Here is a 15,581-nt window from a genome sequence, read left to right as displayed (position 1 = left end):
CTGCCGCCCCGGGGCTTTTGCTTGCCTGCCTGGCAGTTGCTCAGTTCGGCAGCAGGATGGTCGAGCCGGTGGTCTTGCGCGATTCCAGGTCGCGATGCGCCTGCGCCACCTCCGACAGCGCGTAGCGCTGGCGGATATCGATCTTCACCTTGCCGGTGGCCACGGCGTCGAACAGGTCGGCCACCATCGGCTCCAGCAGTTCGCGATGCACCACGTAGGTCATCAGCGTCGGCCGCGTCAGGCGCAGCGAGCCCTTGTTGCCCAGCACCGACAGATCGAACGGCGGCACCGGGCCCGAGGCGTTGCCGAAGCTGACCATGGTGCCGCGCGGCGCCAGGCAGTCGAGCGAACCGCGGAAGGTATCCGCGCCGATCGAGTCATAGACCGCCGGCACGCCCTTGCCGTTGGTAATTTCCTTGACCCGGTCCACGAACGACTCGCGCGTATAGACGATGGTATGGGCACAGCCGTTGGCGCGCGCCAGCTCGGCCTTCTCGTCGCTGCCGACGGTGCCGATCACGGTCACGCCCAGTGCCTTCAGCCACTGGCACGCGATCAGGCCAACGCCGCCCGCTGCCGCGTGCAGCAGCACGGTGTCGCCCGGCTGCACCTTGTAGCTGTCGCGGATCAGGTACTGCGCCGTCAGGCCCTGCAGCATCATTGCCGCCGCGGTGTCGAACGGGATCGCGTCGGGCAGCCGCACGACGATATCGGCCGGCATCACCCGCACCTGCGCGTAGGCGCCGGTGGGGCGGCCGGCGTAGGCCACGCGGTCGCCCACGGCAACGTGGCGCACGCCCTCGCCCACCGCTTCGACCACGCCGGCGCCTTCCATGCCGAGCCCGCCCGGCAGCGGCTGCTTGTAAAGCCCGGTGCGGAAATAGACATCGATATAGTTCAGGCCCACCGCCTCATGGCGCACGCGGACTTCGCCGGGGCCGGGTTCGCCCACTTCGACATCGACCCACTGCATGACTTCGGGACCGCCGGTCTGCTCGATCCGGATGGCTTTGCTCATCTGCGTCGCTCCTCGTTATGGTGATGCATTGATGGGAATTCAGTTGCCGGCTTCAGCCTCGCGCGCCAGCCCGGCGATCAACAGCTCGGCAGTGGCCACGTTGGTGGCGCACGGCACGTTGTGCACGTCGCAGGCGCGCACCAGCGCGTTGATATCGGGTTCATGCGGCTGCGGCGTCATCGGGTCGCGCAGGAACACCACGGCGCGCACCTGGCCTACCGCCAGCTGCGCGCCGATCTGCAGGTCGCCGCCCCACGGCCCCGACAGCATGCGCGTCACCTCCAGCCCGACCTCGTCGATCAGGCGCCCGCCGGTGGTGCCGGTGGCCAGCAGCTCGCACTGCGAAAGGAAGGCGCGGTGGCGCGTGGCGAAGGCGACGATATCGTCCTTCTTGTGGTCGTGGGCGATCAGCGCGATGCGGGGGCGAGTCATCAGGGGTTCCTTGTTGCGGGGTCGGTGAACGTCAGGAAACAGGAGAAAGCAGCGGGATCAGAAGGTGCCCGGGTAGGCGCCGCCATCGAGCAGGATGTTCTGCCCGGTGATGTAGCCGGCATGGCGGCTGCACAGGAAGGCGCAGGTGGCACCGAACTCGGCCGGCTCGCCGAAGCGGCGCGACGGGTTCGCCGCGGCGCGGCGCTGCGCCACCTCATCGACGGTCAGGCCAGCCTTCTTGGCCCCGCCTTCCATGGTCTTGAGCAGGCGGTCGGTGTTGAACGGACCCGGCAGCAGGTTGTTGATGGTCACGCCATGCTGCGCCACTTCGCGCGCCACGCCCGCGACAAAGCCGGTCAGGCCCGAGCGCGCGCCATTGGACAGGCCCAGCACATCGATCGGCGCCTTGACCGCGCCGCTGGTGATATTGATGATGCGGCCCCACTTGCGCGCGATCATGCCGTCGACGGTGGCCTTGATCAGCTCGATCGGGGTCAGCATGTTGGCGTCCAGCGCGGCCAGCCAGTCGCTGCGCTCCCAGTCGCGGAAGTTGCCCGGCGGCGGGCCGCCGGCGTTGTTCACCAGGATGTCGAGGTCGCCCAGCTTGGCCACGGCGTCCAGCGCCGCCTTGCGGCCTTCCGGCGTGGTGATGTCGGTCGCCACCGCGATCACGCGGCGGCCATGGCGCGCGCGCAGGCCGGCAGCGGCCTTCTCCAGCGCCTCGGCGCCGCGCGCCACGATCACCACGTCAACGCCCTCGGCCGCCAGCGCGTCGGCGCAGGCAAAGCCCAGGCCCTTGCTGGCGCCGCATACCAGCGCATGCTTGCCGCGCAGTCCCAGATCCATGTCTTTCTCCTTTGTCTGTTGTCTTTGACGGGCCAGCTCCGGGGCCGGCCCAGAATTATGTTTTTCTTGCCGACAGCAAATACATGCCGCCCATCACCAGCGCACTGCCGGCCAGCTGCACGCCGCTGACGGGCTCGCCCAGCAGCCAGAAGGCCAGGAACAGCGTCGACACCGGCCCGATCATGCCCGCCTGCGACGCCATCGGCGCACCGATGCGCGCCACCGCCACCATGGTCAGCGACACCGGCAGCACGGTGCAGAACACCGCATTGATGAGTGACAGCCACATCACCGGCGCCGGCTGCGCCAGTTCCGCCACCGGCCGGCCCAGCACCAGGTACTGGATCACGCAGCAGGCGGTCGAGACGCACATCGCATACGCCACCAGCCGCAGCGAGCCGATGCGCCGCACCAGCTCGCCGCTCAGGATCAGGTAGATACCATAGGTCATGGCGCTGCCCAGCACCAGCGCGCCGCCCAGCCACACCTGGCTGCCGCTGACGTCCAGGTCATGCGCGAATACCAGCACGATGCCGGCGTAGGCCAGCAGCAGCGACAGCCACTGGCGCATGGCGATCGGCCGGCGGAACACCAGCGCGGTGGCCAGCAGCACGAACGACGGCGTCAGGAACAGGATCAGCCGCTCCAGCCCGGCGGTGATGTATTGCAGGCCGATGAAATCGAGGAAGCTCGACAGGTAGTAGCCGATAAAGCCAAGAAACACCACGCGGCCGCGATCCGCCCACGACAGCGGCGCCAGCCGGCGCGACTGCCACCAGCCGATCGCCATAAACAGCGGCACCGCGAACAACATGCGCAGCGTGATCACCATCACCGCATCGACGTTGTAGCGGTACATCAGCTTGGCGACGATCGCCTTGGCGGAGAACAGCACCGCGCCGACGGCGGCGATGACAAGCCCCGAGCGCTGCGGCGACGGCAGCGCAGCAGGTGCGGCGAGAGACTTCTGGAAGGCGGGCACGGGGAATACAGGGGGAAAGCGGGCGGGCACGTCGGCCCCGCGAAACGACCCGACGATTGTATTCGAAAAGACGCAATGGCATCGGGCATCGCCGCAGCGGTCCCGGCCACCTTCCCGGCCCCTTCCTCGGTATACTCTGAGTCACCTTACCCACTGCACCAGGTTCGTGCCCCAGCCCTCCGACACGCCTTCCGGCAAGACCGCAGCCGACTACGATTTCACCGAGCAGGTGGGCCACCTGCTGCGGCGCGCCTACCAGCGCCATGTGGCGATCTTCCAGCAGACCATCCCGGATTCGCAACTGACCGCGGCGCAGTTCGTGGTGCTGTGCGCGGTCAGGGACCGCCAGCCGTGTTCGATGAACGAGGTGGTGCGCGCCACCGCCATCGATCAGGCCACGGTGCGGGGCATCATCGACCGGCTGAAGTCGCGTGAGCTGATTGCGGTGTCGCACGATCCCAATGACCGGCGCAAGGTGGTGGTAACGGTCACGCCCGCCGGGCTGGCACTGATCGATGAGACCGTGCCGTTTGCGAAGGAGATCTCGGAGCAGACCTTCGGCGGCCTGAACCCGGCCGAGCGCGTGGCGGTGACTTACCTGCTGCGCAAGATGAGTGAGATCGACGAGGGGAATGGCGGCGCCTGAGCAGGCGCCGCTTCAGGTTTGGGGGCCTCAGCGGGCCTGCAACCCCGCCAGCACCGTCTCGGGCACGAAAGGCGGCCGGCACAGCCGCACCCCCAGGGCGTCGAACAAGGCATTGGCAAGCGCCGGCGCGCCGGGCAGCGAGGCCGATTCGCCCGCGCCCAGCGGCGGCTCCGACTGCCGCGACATCAGCACCACTTCAATCGGCGGGATTTCCGGGAAGGTCAGCAGCGGATAGCTGCCCCATTCGCGGCTGGCGACCCCATCCGCATCGAAGCGCACCTGCTCCTTCAGCACCCGGCTGAGCGTCTGCACCACGTTGCCGTGGATCTGGTGGCGCACGCCGTCGGGGTTGACCATCATGCCGGTGTCCTGCCCGACCACCACCTTTTCGATGGTGATGCGGCCGCTGCCGGCATCCACCGCCAAGTCCACCACCCAGGCCGACCAGGCCGCGCCGAAGCCCGGGAAACGGCTGTGGATATAGCGGGCATAGGCCACGCCCCGGCCGCGCAGCCGGCCTTCGGCATCCGCGATGCCCCGCGACCCGGCCACGCCCCGCTGCCAGCCGGCCGCTTCGGCCACGGCACGCAGCAAGGCCGCGGCACGTTCATCCGGCAGGTGCCGCAGCCGGAAATCCACGGGATCGGCACCCGCCTCTGCTGCCAGCTCATCGATCACGCACTCATGCGCAAACGCATTGGGCAGCGCCGACACGCCACGCAGCCAGGACGCGCGCACGATCGCGGGCGTGTCGTCGCAACCGATGCGGCGCGCGCCATACGCGTATGGCGGCACGGCGGTGCGATCGCCCATCTCCAGCGTGCGCGGCGCGTTGGGCACGGCACCGGCCAGCACCAGCGCCAGCGTGGGCGCATCGTTGGACGGATAGCGGCTGGTGAAGTCATAGCCAAGCAGCGCGCCGTCCGCCCCCAGCGTGGCGCTGACGTCCATCAACTGGGCCGCGCCCTTGGGCTCCCACAGGTGTTCCTGTTCACGCGATAGCTGCACGCGCACGGGCCGGCCGACGGCGCGCGACAGCAGTGCCGCGTCGGCGCATACATCGTCGGCGCAGTTGCGCCCGTAGCAGCCGGCAGCCTCCATGCGCACGATCTCGATGCGGTCTTCGCCGAGCCCGCACAACTTTGCCAGGTCGATGCGCAGCACATGCGGGTTCTGCGTGCCGGACCACACCGTCAGGCCATCGTCATGCCAGTCGGCCACGGCGCATGACGGGCCGATCGAGCCATGCATCTGGTACGGCCAGACGAAGCGCCGCTGCAATACCGTGCCGGCGCCGCTTGCCGGCGGCTCACCGTCGGACAGCAACTCGCGCCGCGTGGCCGGGTTGGCGCGCAGCGCGGGCTCCGGATCGTCCAGCGCTGGCAAAGGCGGCACCGGCTTCCAGCGCACGCGCAGCCGGCGCGCGGCCTGCACCGCGTATTCTTCGCGCTCGGCCACCACGCCGACAAAGTCGCCCTGCACCACCACATCGACCAGGCCGGGTATATCACGCACGGAGTCGCGGTCGACTTCCAGCAGGCTGTTGCCGACAAAGTCGCCGCTGTCGCGCCCCGCATACGGCGGCCTCACCACACGGCCATGCAGCATGCCGGGCACGCGCACGTCGTGGACAAAGGTCAGCGCGCCACGCGCCTTGTCGGGAATATCGACGCGGCCCGCGGCGCGGCCGACGATGCGGTAGGACTCGACCGGCTTGGTCGGTATGTCGTCGGCCAGCGGCAGTTCCAGGTGCTCGCCGGCAAGCAGCGCGCCATAGCCGATGCTGGCCTGCGTGCCGGGAACGCGGAACACGCCGTCCTCTGCCTCCAGCCCGCCGGCTTCCACGCCGAGGTGCTGCGCGGCACGCGCCTGCAGCCACGCACGCGCCTGGGCGGCGGCTCGGCGCAACGGCAGCGCCGAGATCTGGATCGATGCGCTGGCAATGGTGGGGCCCTGGTTGGGCGTGGCTTCGGTATGGCCAAGCACCATGCGTACGCGTTCGAGCGGCACGTCGAGTTCTTCCGCCACGATCTGCGCCAGCGCCGTGCGGATGCCGGTGCCCAGGTCGACATGGCCGTTGAAGGCCAGCACCTCGCCGCTGTCGCGCACGGCAATGAAGATGTCCGGCAGCGCCGGCACGTAGTCCGACGCCGCGCCGGGCTGGCCGGGCGCGGGCCGTGCCGCGGCTTGCGGGGCGCGCGTCACCAGCAGCACGCCGGTGGCCTGCAGCAAGCCCAGCCGCAGCGTGCGCGGCGTGTCGGCGTCGGCCTGTGCCGCGGGTTGCAGATTGGTTGCCGTCATCGTTCTGCCATCTCCTTCACCGGCTGCGCCCCGGGGCGCCGTTATACTGCAAGCCAACAGTGGAATAGCCCAAGCATCGACCATGACGATCACGACCAGACCTGCGCCCAAGCCAACCGCGAAGCGGGCGGCAGCCGGCACGCGGGCCCGGCAGGCGCAGGACAGCCGCGACCGCATCCTGAAGGCGGCCATCAAGGTCTTCGCCCAGCGCGGCTACGACGGGGGCCGCATCGAACGCATCTCGTCGCTGGCCAAGACCTACGACCGGATGATCTATTACTACTTCGGCAGCAAGGAAAAGCTGTTTGTCGAAGTGCTCGAGACCATCTACCTGCAGCTCAATGAAGCCGAGCAGCAGCTGGAACATGAGCTCGACGCCGCCGACCCCGTGCGCGCGCTGTCGCAACTGATCGATTTCATCTGGCAGTACTACCTCGATCATCCGGAGTTCGTCGCCATCCTGACCAGCGAGAACATGAGCCAGGGCAAGCACGCGAAGAAGTCGGTGCGGCTGCGCGAGATCTCCAGCTACGCGCTGTCGGTGCTCGACGGCATCCTCGCGCGCGGCAAGGCCGCGGGGCTGTTCCGGGCCGACGCGGGCGCGCGCGATGTTTATATGGTGATCGCTTCGCTTGGCTACTTCTACAACTCCAACCATCATACGCTCAGCGCCTTCCTGGGCGAACCCATGATGAGCCCGCCCGCGCTGGCGCACTGGCGCGATGTGATCCAGCAGACGGTGCTGCGCGCCGTGGCCGTGCCCGGCGCGGTGCCGGATGCGGAGGTAGTGCCGCCGCTCGCGCCGCGCAAGGCGGCCCGCGGCCGGCGCGCGGCGGCAGGCTGACACCAGGCCCGGCCGCATCGCCACGCCTCAGGCGGCGGCGCGCACGCCGGCAACCTGCGCCAGCGCCTCGTCGCGCGTCAGCACGGTGGCGTACTTCTGCGCCATGTCGAACAGGTTGGCGTCATGCGGGCCCAGCGCGCGGTCGCCCACGCAATCCGACACCACCAGCGGGCGGAAGCCCAGCGACATCGCGTCGACCACGCTGGCGCGCACGCAGCCGCTGGTGACGCAACCCGCCACCAGCAGCGTCTGCACGCCACGCTGCGTCAGCCACGCTGCCAGCGAGGTGCCGAAGAACGCCGACGGCACCGTCTTGCGCACCACCAGTTCGCCCGGCGCGGGCGCCAGCTCCGGCACAATCTTGCTGTTGTGGCCATCCTCCTTCAGCGTCAGCATGCCCGGCACCTTCAGCGTGAAGATATTGTGGTCGCTGTCGTCGTCGGCAAACACGATGCGGCTGTGCGCCACCGGCCAGCCCTGCTCGCGCGCGGTGCGCAGCAGCGGCTGCGTGTTGCGGATCGCCTCGGGGATATTGCCGCCGCCAAACACCGCCGGATCGGCGAAGCCGTTGACAAAGTCGATGATCAGCAGGCCGTATGGGGCCTTCAGTGGAATCGACGCGCCAAAGCCCTGGCGTTGGTAAGTCTGCACGGCGTCATCCATGGCGCGCGTCCTTGTAGAGAGAAGCGGCCGGCGCGTGGTGGCCGTCCATCACCTTGCCGCGCACCACCACGGGCTCGCCATCCAGGCTGACGGTGCAGTGACGGACCGGGATGTCGATATGGCAGGCGGTGGTGCGGCTGCCGCCGGCTTCGTTGTTGGGGCCGAACGAGCACAGGAAGTTGCCCTCGTAGGCGCGTGCATCCATGCCGATGGTGGCCTCGCGGTCGTACATCGCCAGCGCCGACCAGCTGGCGCGCGGCTGCAGCCCCCAGCCGATATGCGACATGGCATAGGCTTCGGGGTCGTTGAACGAGGCCATGTAGTCGGCCAGCAGCTCGGCGTCCACGCCGCCTTCGATGCGGCGCACGTAGCCGGCTTCGACGGTGATGCGGATCGGTGCCTGAATGTAAGACTTCATCGGCAGCAGGATGTCGCCGCGGTCCAGCACGATGGTGCCATTGGTGCCGCCCTCGTCCGGCCAGGTCAGCACGAAGCCGCTCGGCCAGTGGTCCCAGCGGCCGGGCTCGTCGACAAAGCCGTACTCGCTGATCGCCGGGAACTCGCCCAGGCGGCAGCGCAGGTCCATGCCGGCGTCGGACACGATATGCATCTCGCGCGCCTTGCCCAGCCGCGCGGTCGCCGCCTTGACGCGGGCACGGTCGGCCTCGGTCGGCACCAGCCGCGCCAGCACTTCAGGCGGCTCCACCGCCAGCAGGATCCTGGTGCCTTGCGCCAGGATCTCGTGCTGCTCCGGCGAGAACAGCAGCGTCATCAGGTCCAGCACCAGGTCGCTCGCCTTGAGTGCGGCAATGGCGGCCGGGTTGCCGGTCAGCGGCGTGGTCCCCAGATAGGCCAGCGCGTCGCGGCTGAGGGCCTTTTCGCCATTGACGGGCGGCAGGTCTAGCCGGTTGACGATGGCGCCAATCGATGCCGCCGCCACCATCGCGGTGCGCAACGTCTGCGGATGCGTGGCGGCGCCAGTCAGCACGGTGACGGTCTGCCCCGGCTCAAGCTTCGACAGCGTCAGCACCTGCTTCCACGCCGCGGTCAGGTCGTAATCGCTTACGGGCATGTTCGCTCCTCGTTTAGTTCAGCGCCGCACCCAGGAAGTCGCCAAAGGCGCGATAGAAGCCGGCCTCGTCGTCCCACGGGATCATGTGGCCGGCGTTGGCGACATGCGCAAGCAGCAGTGCGGGCAGCAGCTTGCGCATCTCTTGCACGTCTTCCTCGCGGATCACGTCCCCACGCCCCGCGGTCATCAGCAGGGCCGGCACGGCGACGTGCGGCAGGTCGGCGTGGATATCGTCCTCATGGAAGCCATTGAAGCTGGCCAGGATCGCGCGCTCGTCGCAGGTATGCAGCCATTGCGCGCGCAGGCGCAACTGGTCCTCGGTCCAGGTCGGGCAGAAGTGGCGCATGCCTTCCACGTCGATGCCCTGCCGCGCCAGCCGGATCGAATCGGTATACCACGGCAGCTGCGACGGATACGGGCGGCGGCCCGGCCCCGACACCGGCGGATCGACCAGCACCAGGCGCGTCAGGCCTGCCGGCTTGCCGCGCGCGGCGCGGACGCCGATGCGCGCGCCCATCGAATGGCCGACGATGGCGTAGCGCTGCAAGCCAAGCGCTTGCGCAAACGCGATCACATCGGCCGCCTGCGCATCGAGGCTGTAGTCCAGCTCAGCGCCGGCCTGCGACAGGCCGCGGCCGCGCACGTCGAGCACATAGGTATCGAACTGCTGCCCGAACTGCTCGCCGACAAAGCCCCAGGTCACCGCCGGGCTGGTGATGCCCGGCACGATGATGACGGCATCGCGCTGCGCACGCGCACCGCCCTGCCCGCCATAGCGCAGGTAGTGCTGGCGGATGCCGTTGGCGTTCACGTTGGCGCCGTAGAGAAAGGTGCTGTCTGCCATGGCCGCCCCCTTTAGTACGCGCCCGACAGCAGCGCTCCGGCGCCCGGCACCACCGGCTCCAGCCCCAGCCGCTTCAGCAGCGCATAGGTGGTGGCGACGGCGGCGGTGACCACCGGCTTGCCGGTCATTGCCTCGACCTTGGCGACGGCCGGCAGCGACGGCATCTGCACGCACGCCGACAGCACGATGACATCGGCGTCGGCCGTATTCATCTGCGCGACGATTTCCGGCAGCCGTGCCGGGTCATGGCGCCCCACCTCAAGGTTGTCAGGGATTTCCAGCGCGCGGTAGTCGACCACCTCATAGCCTTCATTGCGGATGTAGTCGACCACCAGCTCGGTCAGCGGCTTCATATAGGGCGCCACCACGGCGATGCGCTTCGCGCCCATCACCTTGAGCGCGTCGACCAGCGCGCCGGCGCTGGTGATCACCGGCGCGTCGCCGCCGTTCTCGGCGGTATGCGCCTGCAGGCGCTGCTCTGACACCCGGTGGTAGCCGTGGCCCATCGCCATGATGGCCACCAGGCAGGCATAGCCGAGCACGTCGACGCGGGCGTCGCTCAGCTCCACCGCGCAGCGGTCGGATTCGGCGTCCATGGCCGCCAGTTCCTCCTTGACCACCTTCTTCATCCGCATCCGGCTTGAGTGGAAGGTGAAGCGTTCCGGGCGCACCAACTGGCGCGCGGCCAGCATCGCCGGGATCTCGGTTTCCATGGTGGTGTTGGAGCTCGGCACGATCTGGCCGATTCGGAAAACTTTCTGCACTGTCGACTCCGTCATCTGTTGGTCTGTCTACCCTGCCTGCTTCGGCCTGGCGGCCTGCATGCTGCGATTGATTGTAGTGTACACACTTTATCTAGGCAAACAGAATCTGCGCCGCCGCGAATTCACTCGTTCAGTGCATACTTAACTAATCAATCCCTGCATTTGTGCATTAATTCGCCGATATAGCGCGATGCGCGAGCGCCATCACATTCCCATAAGGGTTTTCCATAGGTTCTCAATTTTCTTCTTTTACTTTGATGTTTTGAGTGTGTACACTCGTTTTCAACGGTCGGCCGAGTGGCCGCCCCAGCCCCCATCGACCTTGTGTCATTGCCAGGAGAAATAACGTGCAAGGCAAACCGCGAATCGCAGTTGTCGGCGCCGGACTCGGAGGGACGGCCGCGGCCGCCCTGCTGCAGCGAGCCGGCTTCCAAGTCAGGCTGTATGAACAGGCACCGGCGTTCTCGCGCCTGGGCGCGGGCATCCATGTGGGGCCCAATGTGATGAAGATCATGCGGCGCATCGGCATCGAGGACGCGCTCAACGACATGGGCTGCCACCCCGACTACTGGTACAGCCGCGACGGGCTGACCGGCGAGGTGATCGCGCAGATCCCGCTGGGCGACTACGCGGAGCGCCACTACGGCGCCAGCTACCTGACCGTGCACCGCGGCGACTTCCACAAGCTGCTGACCGACGCCGTGGCGCCCGACACGCTGTTCTTCAACAAGAAGCTGGAAAGCGTCACCGACCAGGGCGACGTGGTGCAGCTGCGCTTCACCGACGGCACGGTCGAAGAGGCCGACATCGTGATCGGCGCGGACGGCGTCAACTCGCGCATCCGCGAGACGCTGCTGGGCGCCGAGCCGCCCAAGTACACTGGCTACGTGGCGCACCGCGCGGTGTTCCCGATCTCGCGCGTCAAGGGCTTCACGCATGAGCGCTGCACCAAGTGGTGGACCGACGACCGCCACATGATGGTCTACTTCGATACCAGCAAGCTCGACGAGATCTACTACGTCACCGGCGTGCCCGAGCCCGAGTGGGACATGAGCAAGAGCTGGGTGCCGAGCAGCATCGAGGAAATGCGCGCGGCGTTCGACGGCTGGCATGAAGGTGTGCAATCGCTGATCGAAGGCACTGTCGAAGTGACCAAGTGGCCGCTGCTGGAGCGCGACCCGCTGCCGCTGTGGAGCCGGGGCCGCCTGGTGCTGCTCGGCGATGCCTGCCACCCGATGAAACCGCACATGGCACAAGGCGCCGCGATGGCGATCGAGGATGCGGCGATGCTCACGCGCTGCTTCACCGAGACCGGCGTGGACGACTTCGCCTCGGCATTCGCGCTGTATGAAGCGAACCGCAACGAGCGCGCAAGCAAGGTCCAGCTGGTCTCGCACAACAACACCTGGCTGCGCGGCAACGAGAACCCCGACTGGTGTTTCGGCTACGATGTCTTCAACGTGCCGCTGGTGTCGGCCGGGACCGGGACGCTGTCCGCAGCAGCCTGACGCCTGACCGACCCTGCCCGCCGCAGCCCCTCATCGAAGGGGCGCGGCGCAGCGATGCGTGATGTTCAAACCGCCCCCAGCCCCCCATGAACACGCCCCGCCCCCTGACATTGCAAGTCAACCACGCCGAGCACACGCTGAGCGTGGCCCCTGACACGCCGCTGCTCTACATCCTGCGCAACGACCTGTGCTGCAACGGGCCCAAGTATGGCTGCGGCCTGGGGCAATGCGGCGCCTGCACGGTGCTGGTGGACGGCATGCCCGCGCGCGCCTGCGTGCTGCCGGTCAGGGCCGTGATCGGGCACGCCGTCACCACGCTGGAGGGACTGGGCACCGACGCGCAGCCCGACCCTGTGCAACGAGCATTTATCGATGAGCAGGCCGCGCAATGCGGCTATTGCCTGAATGGCATGATCATGACCACCAAGGCGCTGCTCGCGCAGAACCCCGATCCCGACGAGGCCCAGATCCGCGAGGCGCTGCGCTTCAACCTGTGCCGCTGCGGCACCCACGTGGAAATCGTGCGCGCGGTGCAACGTGCCGCGGTGCTGCAACGGCAGGTGGCCGAGGGGCCGGCATCGTGAACGAAGGGCTCGTGCCACAGGCAACCCCTGCGACCGCGGTCGCGGGCAGCATGCCGCCGCCCGCCGCCGACTGCCTGGTTGCCCGGGTGCTGACACCGCCTGGCCTGCGCTGGATCGACGGCAAGCCGCTGGCGGCACGCCTGCTGGGCGCGGAGCGCGAAGCAGCGCTGGCGCTGCCGGGCGTGCGCGCGGTCGTCATCCGCAACAATTTCGCCGGCGTGGCAACGGCGTCCGGCGCACAGGCCACCAACGCAACCCATGCGCTGCGGGCACGATGGTCCGCCCCGCCCCGCGCAGACGACGCGCCGGTAGCGCGCCTCACGCTGGCCCGGCGCGGCAACGCCGATGCGGTACTGGCCAGCGCCGATGCGCGCCGCACGCAGCACTACCAGTGGCCGCTGGCCGGCACCCGCGCTGAGGCGTATTGCACGGCCGTCGCCGACTGGCGCGACGGCAAGCTGACCGTGTGGCTGCCGAGCACGCGCCCTGGCGCGCTGCGCGCCGAGCTTGCCGCGCTGCTGGGCATCGCGCCGCAACAGGTGGTGCTGGCCTGCTGGCAGTCGCCCGACGACCGCGCGGACCCCGCGCTGCTCGCGCCGCACGCCGCCGCCGACGCGGCCCTGCTGGCCCACGCCGCCGGACTGCCCGTGATGCGTCGGCTGTGTGCCGCCGATGTAGGCCTTGCCGATGCCGCGCTCGATGTGCGCGTCGACACCGCGCTGGCCGGCACTGCCGTCGAAGCCTACGCCGCAACACTGGCGGGCACCGCCGCCCCGGCCGTGCCGCTGGCGCTGTGGCTGACGCATACGGCATCGCCCGTGGCGGACAGCATCGATGCCGGCCACGCAGGCGACACCGCCATGCCGCCCTATCGCATCCCGCATGTCGACCTGGTTGCGACAGGCAACGCCGCCGCGTCCGATGCCGCGCCACTGGCGGCAGCCCGGGCCCAGGTGTTCGCCCGGGAATCCCATCTCGACGAGCTTGCCGCCGCCTCCGGCACCGACCCGGTCGCGCTGCGGCTGGCGCATCTCGGCGATGCGCGCGGCACGGCACTGGTACGGCAAGTGGCCGAGCGCGCCGGCTGGACACCGGCCGCGCCCCGCGCCAGCACAGCGGCCGGCAACGTGCAGCGCGGCCGCGGCTTTGCCTATGCCCACACCGTCGATCACGACGCCGGGCAGACCTGGTCGGCATGGGTGGCCGAGGTCGAGGTCGACGACACCACCGGCGAGCTGGCGGTCACGCGCGTGACGGTGGGGCATGACAGTGAATCGCTGCCACGCGCACAAGCCGCGCCGTCCGCGCGCTCGCTCGAGCAGGCCGTGGCCGATGCTGCCCTGCAGCTGACGTCGGCCACGCCCGCCTTCGACACCTGGCCGGCCGAGGCGCCACCTGCCAGCCAGACGCTGCCAGCCGTGCCGGGCAGCACCCTGCCGGAAGTCCGCCTGGCCGGCACGCTCGCCACGCATGACGCGCTGGCTGCTAGCCCGACCGACACCATGCCCGCCGCCGCGGCCGTGGCCAATGCCATCTACGATGCCACCGGCGTGCGCCTGCGCGCGCCGCCCTTCAGCGCCGATCGCATCCGCCTGGCGCTGGCCGAAGCCAGGCCCGGCAACCAGCGCAGCAAACGCGGCTGGATCGCCGCTGCCGCCACTGCCGCTGCCGGCGTGTGCGCCACGCTGCTGCCCTGGCGCGCGCCGATCGCACCGGTGGCGCTGCCCGAGGCCGGCTTCTATTCCGCGGCCACGCTCGAACGCGGCCGGCTGGTGGCCGCCGCGGGAGACTGTGCGGTCTGCCATACCGCGCCGGGCGGCGTGAAGAACGCAGGGGGCCTGCCACTGGAAACTCCCTTCGGCACGGTCTACAGCACCAACATTACGCCGGACGTGCAGACCGGCATCGGCAACTGGTCCTTCGCCGCGTTCGAGCGCGCCATGCGCGAGGGCATCCACCGCGACGGGCGGCGCTTGTATCCCGCGTTCCCATACACCGCATTCGCGAAGATCAGCGATGGCGACATGCAGGCACTGTATGGGCACCTGATGTCGGCAGAGCCGGTGAAATCCGAAGCCCCGCAGACGCAGCTTGCGTTCCCCTTCAACGTGCGCCCGCTGCTGGCTGGCTGGAACCTGCTGTTCCATCGCAACGAGCGCTTCACGCCGGACCCGTCGCGCTCCGCGCAATGGAATCGCGGCGCGTACCTGGCCGAAGGGCTCGGCCACTGCAGCGCCTGCCATTCGCCGCGCAACGCGCTCGGTGCCGAGCAAGGCGGCCGCCAGTACCTGACCGGCGGCAGCGCCGAAGGCTGGGAAGCGCCGCCGCTGAGCGCACTGTCGCACGCACCGCTGCCCTGGACCGAGGCGGCACTGTTCACCTACCTGCGCGGCGGCTATGCGCCGCACCATGGCGCCGCGGCCGGACCGATGGCACCGGTGGTCGAGGAACTGGCGCAACTGCCTGAGTCCGACGTGCGCGCGATCGCGCACTACGTGGCCTCGTTCGGCATGCCACCGCCCTCGCCCACCGTACTGGCCGCACAGGCCGCGCAGATCGAGCAGCGCAGCGCGCAGGCCGCGCGCACCCTGGGCGGTCCCGGCGAACGCCTCTACCAGAGCGCATGCGCGGTCTGCCACCAGTCGGACCAGGGCATCGCCCAGTTCGGCGTCAAGCCTTCGCTCGCGCTCAATACGAACCTGCACAGCAAGCTGCCGGACAACGTGATCCAGGTGCTGCTGCAAGGCATGCCGGCACCGCCCAACAGTGAACTGGGTGCGATGCCGGCCTATGCCGACACGCTCGACGACCAGCAGATCGCGCAGCTGGCGCAGTACCTGCGCGCGCGCTTTGCGCCCGACAAACCCGCATGGCAGGACCTGGAGAACACCGTCGCGCGCCTGCGCGCGATGCCTGCCCACCAGGACTAACGCAGACCCCGCGGGGCCGGCTCGCCACTCCGCATCCACGCTGACCGCACCTACGCCGTGCCTGGCAAGGCGCTTCGCCACCGGGCAGGGGGACGTGCATTCCCGCGCCGGCGCCATGCGCGCCACGCGCGGGAAAACCCCGAGGAG

General features: G+C 69.0%; 14 protein-coding genes. 5 read left to right on the top strand and 9 right to left on the bottom strand.

The window, feature by feature from the left end:
- Positions 1–40: 40 nt before the first annotated feature.
- The 4 genes from RS901_RS10765 to RS901_RS10750 are packed head-to-tail and all read right to left on the bottom strand — an operon-like array spanning position 41 to position 3,239.
- Positions 41–1,018: a quinone oxidoreductase gene (locus RS901_RS10765; RefSeq protein ID WP_316148760.1), complete on the bottom strand. Its 978-nt coding sequence runs from the start codon at positions 1,016–1,018 to the stop codon at positions 41–43.
- Between the two features lie 39 nt (positions 1,019–1,057).
- Entirely contained in the window at positions 1,058–1,453 is a 396-nt protein-coding gene (locus tag RS901_RS10760) for a methylglyoxal synthase (protein WP_316153467.1), read from the bottom strand.
- Between the two features lie 54 nt (positions 1,454–1,507).
- Positions 1,508–2,296, bottom strand: coding sequence for an SDR family oxidoreductase (locus tag RS901_RS10755; protein ID WP_114132269.1), 789 nt, complete (start codon positions 2,294–2,296; stop codon positions 1,508–1,510).
- 55 nt (positions 2,297–2,351) lie between these two features.
- Positions 2,352–3,239, bottom strand: a complete 888-nt coding sequence (locus RS901_RS10750) for a DMT family transporter (RefSeq protein WP_316153466.1) — start codon at positions 3,237–3,239, stop codon at positions 2,352–2,354.
- 205 nt (positions 3,240–3,444) lie between these two features.
- Here RS901_RS10750 and RS901_RS10745 point away from each other — a divergent pair, with 205 nt between their 5' ends.
- Positions 3,445–3,924 carry a MarR family winged helix-turn-helix transcriptional regulator gene (locus RS901_RS10745; RefSeq protein WP_013955915.1) on the top strand — a complete coding sequence of 160 codons (480 nt, stop codon included), beginning with the start codon at positions 3,445–3,447 and terminating at the stop codon, positions 3,922–3,924.
- A gap of 27 nt (positions 3,925–3,951) precedes the next feature.
- Here RS901_RS10745 and RS901_RS10740 read toward each other — a convergent pair whose 3' ends face one another.
- Complete coding sequence (locus tag RS901_RS10740) at positions 3,952–6,225, bottom strand: xanthine dehydrogenase family protein molybdopterin-binding subunit (protein ID WP_316148759.1); 2,274 nt, start codon at positions 6,223–6,225, stop codon at positions 3,952–3,954.
- Positions 6,226–6,307: 82 nt separating this feature from the next.
- Here RS901_RS10740 and RS901_RS10735 point away from each other — a divergent pair, with 82 nt between their 5' ends.
- Positions 6,308–7,069: a TetR/AcrR family transcriptional regulator gene (locus tag RS901_RS10735; RefSeq protein ID WP_316148758.1), complete on the top strand. Its 762-nt coding sequence runs from the start codon at positions 6,308–6,310 to the stop codon at positions 7,067–7,069.
- A gap of 27 nt (positions 7,070–7,096) precedes the next feature.
- Here the strand turns inward: RS901_RS10735 and RS901_RS10730 are convergent, their stop codons facing one another.
- The 4 genes from RS901_RS10730 to RS901_RS10715 are packed head-to-tail and all read right to left on the bottom strand — an operon-like array spanning position 7,097 to position 10,412.
- Positions 7,097–7,732, bottom strand: coding sequence for an N-carbamoylsarcosine amidohydrolase (locus RS901_RS10730; RefSeq protein ID WP_010812894.1), 636 nt, complete (start codon positions 7,730–7,732; stop codon positions 7,097–7,099).
- Positions 7,725–8,804 (bottom strand): 2,5-dihydroxypyridine 5,6-dioxygenase, encoded by a 1,080-nt coding sequence (locus tag RS901_RS10725; RefSeq protein WP_316148757.1) that lies wholly within the window; start codon positions 8,802–8,804, stop codon positions 7,725–7,727. Before RS901_RS10725 ends, RS901_RS10730 begins: the two co-directional genes overlap by 8 nt.
- A 13-nt stretch (positions 8,805–8,817) precedes the next feature.
- A complete protein-coding gene (locus tag RS901_RS10720) occupies positions 8,818–9,648 on the bottom strand; it encodes an alpha/beta hydrolase (RefSeq protein WP_316148756.1) in 831 nt (276 codons plus the stop codon).
- An 11-nt stretch (positions 9,649–9,659) separates the two neighbouring features.
- Entirely contained in the window at positions 9,660–10,412 is a 753-nt protein-coding gene (locus RS901_RS10715) for a maleate cis-trans isomerase family protein (RefSeq protein ID WP_010812897.1), read from the bottom strand.
- Positions 10,413–10,759: 347 nt separating this feature from the next.
- On the opposite strand from RS901_RS10715, the gene RS901_RS10710 reads away from it, so the two are divergent.
- The 3 genes from RS901_RS10710 (at position 10,760) to RS901_RS10700 (ending at position 15,434) form a co-directional block, all read left to right on the top strand.
- The gene (locus tag RS901_RS10710; RefSeq protein ID WP_316148751.1) at positions 10,760–11,920 is read left to right on the top strand and encodes an FAD-dependent monooxygenase; all 1,161 of its coding nucleotides are present in this window, start codon (positions 10,760–10,762) and stop codon (positions 11,918–11,920) included.
- 86 nt (positions 11,921–12,006) lie between these two features.
- Entirely contained in the window at positions 12,007–12,504 is a 498-nt protein-coding gene (locus RS901_RS10705) for a (2Fe-2S)-binding protein (RefSeq protein WP_316148750.1), read from the top strand.
- A 50-nt stretch (positions 12,505–12,554) separates the two neighbouring features.
- Positions 12,555–15,434, top strand: coding sequence for a c-type cytochrome (locus RS901_RS10700; protein ID WP_316153464.1), 2,880 nt, complete (start codon positions 12,555–12,557; stop codon positions 15,432–15,434).
- Positions 15,435–15,581 lie beyond the last annotated feature (147 nt).

Source organism: Cupriavidus sp. BIC8F, from assembly GCF_032465815.1.
In the GTDB taxonomy this organism is placed as follows: Bacteria; Pseudomonadota; Gammaproteobacteria; order Burkholderiales; family Burkholderiaceae; genus Cupriavidus; species Cupriavidus necator.
The sequence above is the reverse complement of the archived record's forward strand: the minus strand, read 5'-3'. Positions and strand labels throughout refer to the sequence as shown.

Excerpts from the sequence above, each read along its gene's own strand:
- RS901_RS10700 (WP_316153464.1), top strand. The coding sequence starts at position 12,555 with ATGCCGCCGCCCGCCGCCGACTGCCTGGTTGCCCGGGTGCTGACACCG.
- RS901_RS10765 (WP_316148760.1), bottom strand. The coding sequence starts at position 1,018 with ATGAGCAAAGCCATCCGGATCGAGCAGACCGGCGGTCCCGAAGTCATG.
- RS901_RS10705 (WP_316148750.1), top strand. The coding sequence starts at position 12,007 with ATGAACACGCCCCGCCCCCTGACATTGCAAGTCAACCACGCCGAGCAC.
- RS901_RS10740 (WP_316148759.1), bottom strand. The coding sequence starts at position 6,225 with ATGACGGCAACCAATCTGCAACCCGCGGCACAGGCCGACGCCGACACG.
- RS901_RS10720 (WP_316148756.1), bottom strand. The coding sequence starts at position 9,648 with ATGGCAGACAGCACCTTTCTCTACGGCGCCAACGTGAACGCCAACGGC.
- RS901_RS10730 (WP_010812894.1), bottom strand. The coding sequence starts at position 7,732 with ATGGATGACGCCGTGCAGACTTACCAACGCCAGGGCTTTGGCGCGTCG.
- RS901_RS10735 (WP_316148758.1), top strand. The coding sequence starts at position 6,308 with ATGACGATCACGACCAGACCTGCGCCCAAGCCAACCGCGAAGCGGGCG.
- RS901_RS10725 (WP_316148757.1), bottom strand. The coding sequence starts at position 8,804 with ATGCCCGTAAGCGATTACGACCTGACCGCGGCGTGGAAGCAGGTGCTG.
- RS901_RS10755 (WP_114132269.1), bottom strand. The coding sequence starts at position 2,296 with ATGGATCTGGGACTGCGCGGCAAGCATGCGCTGGTATGCGGCGCCAGC.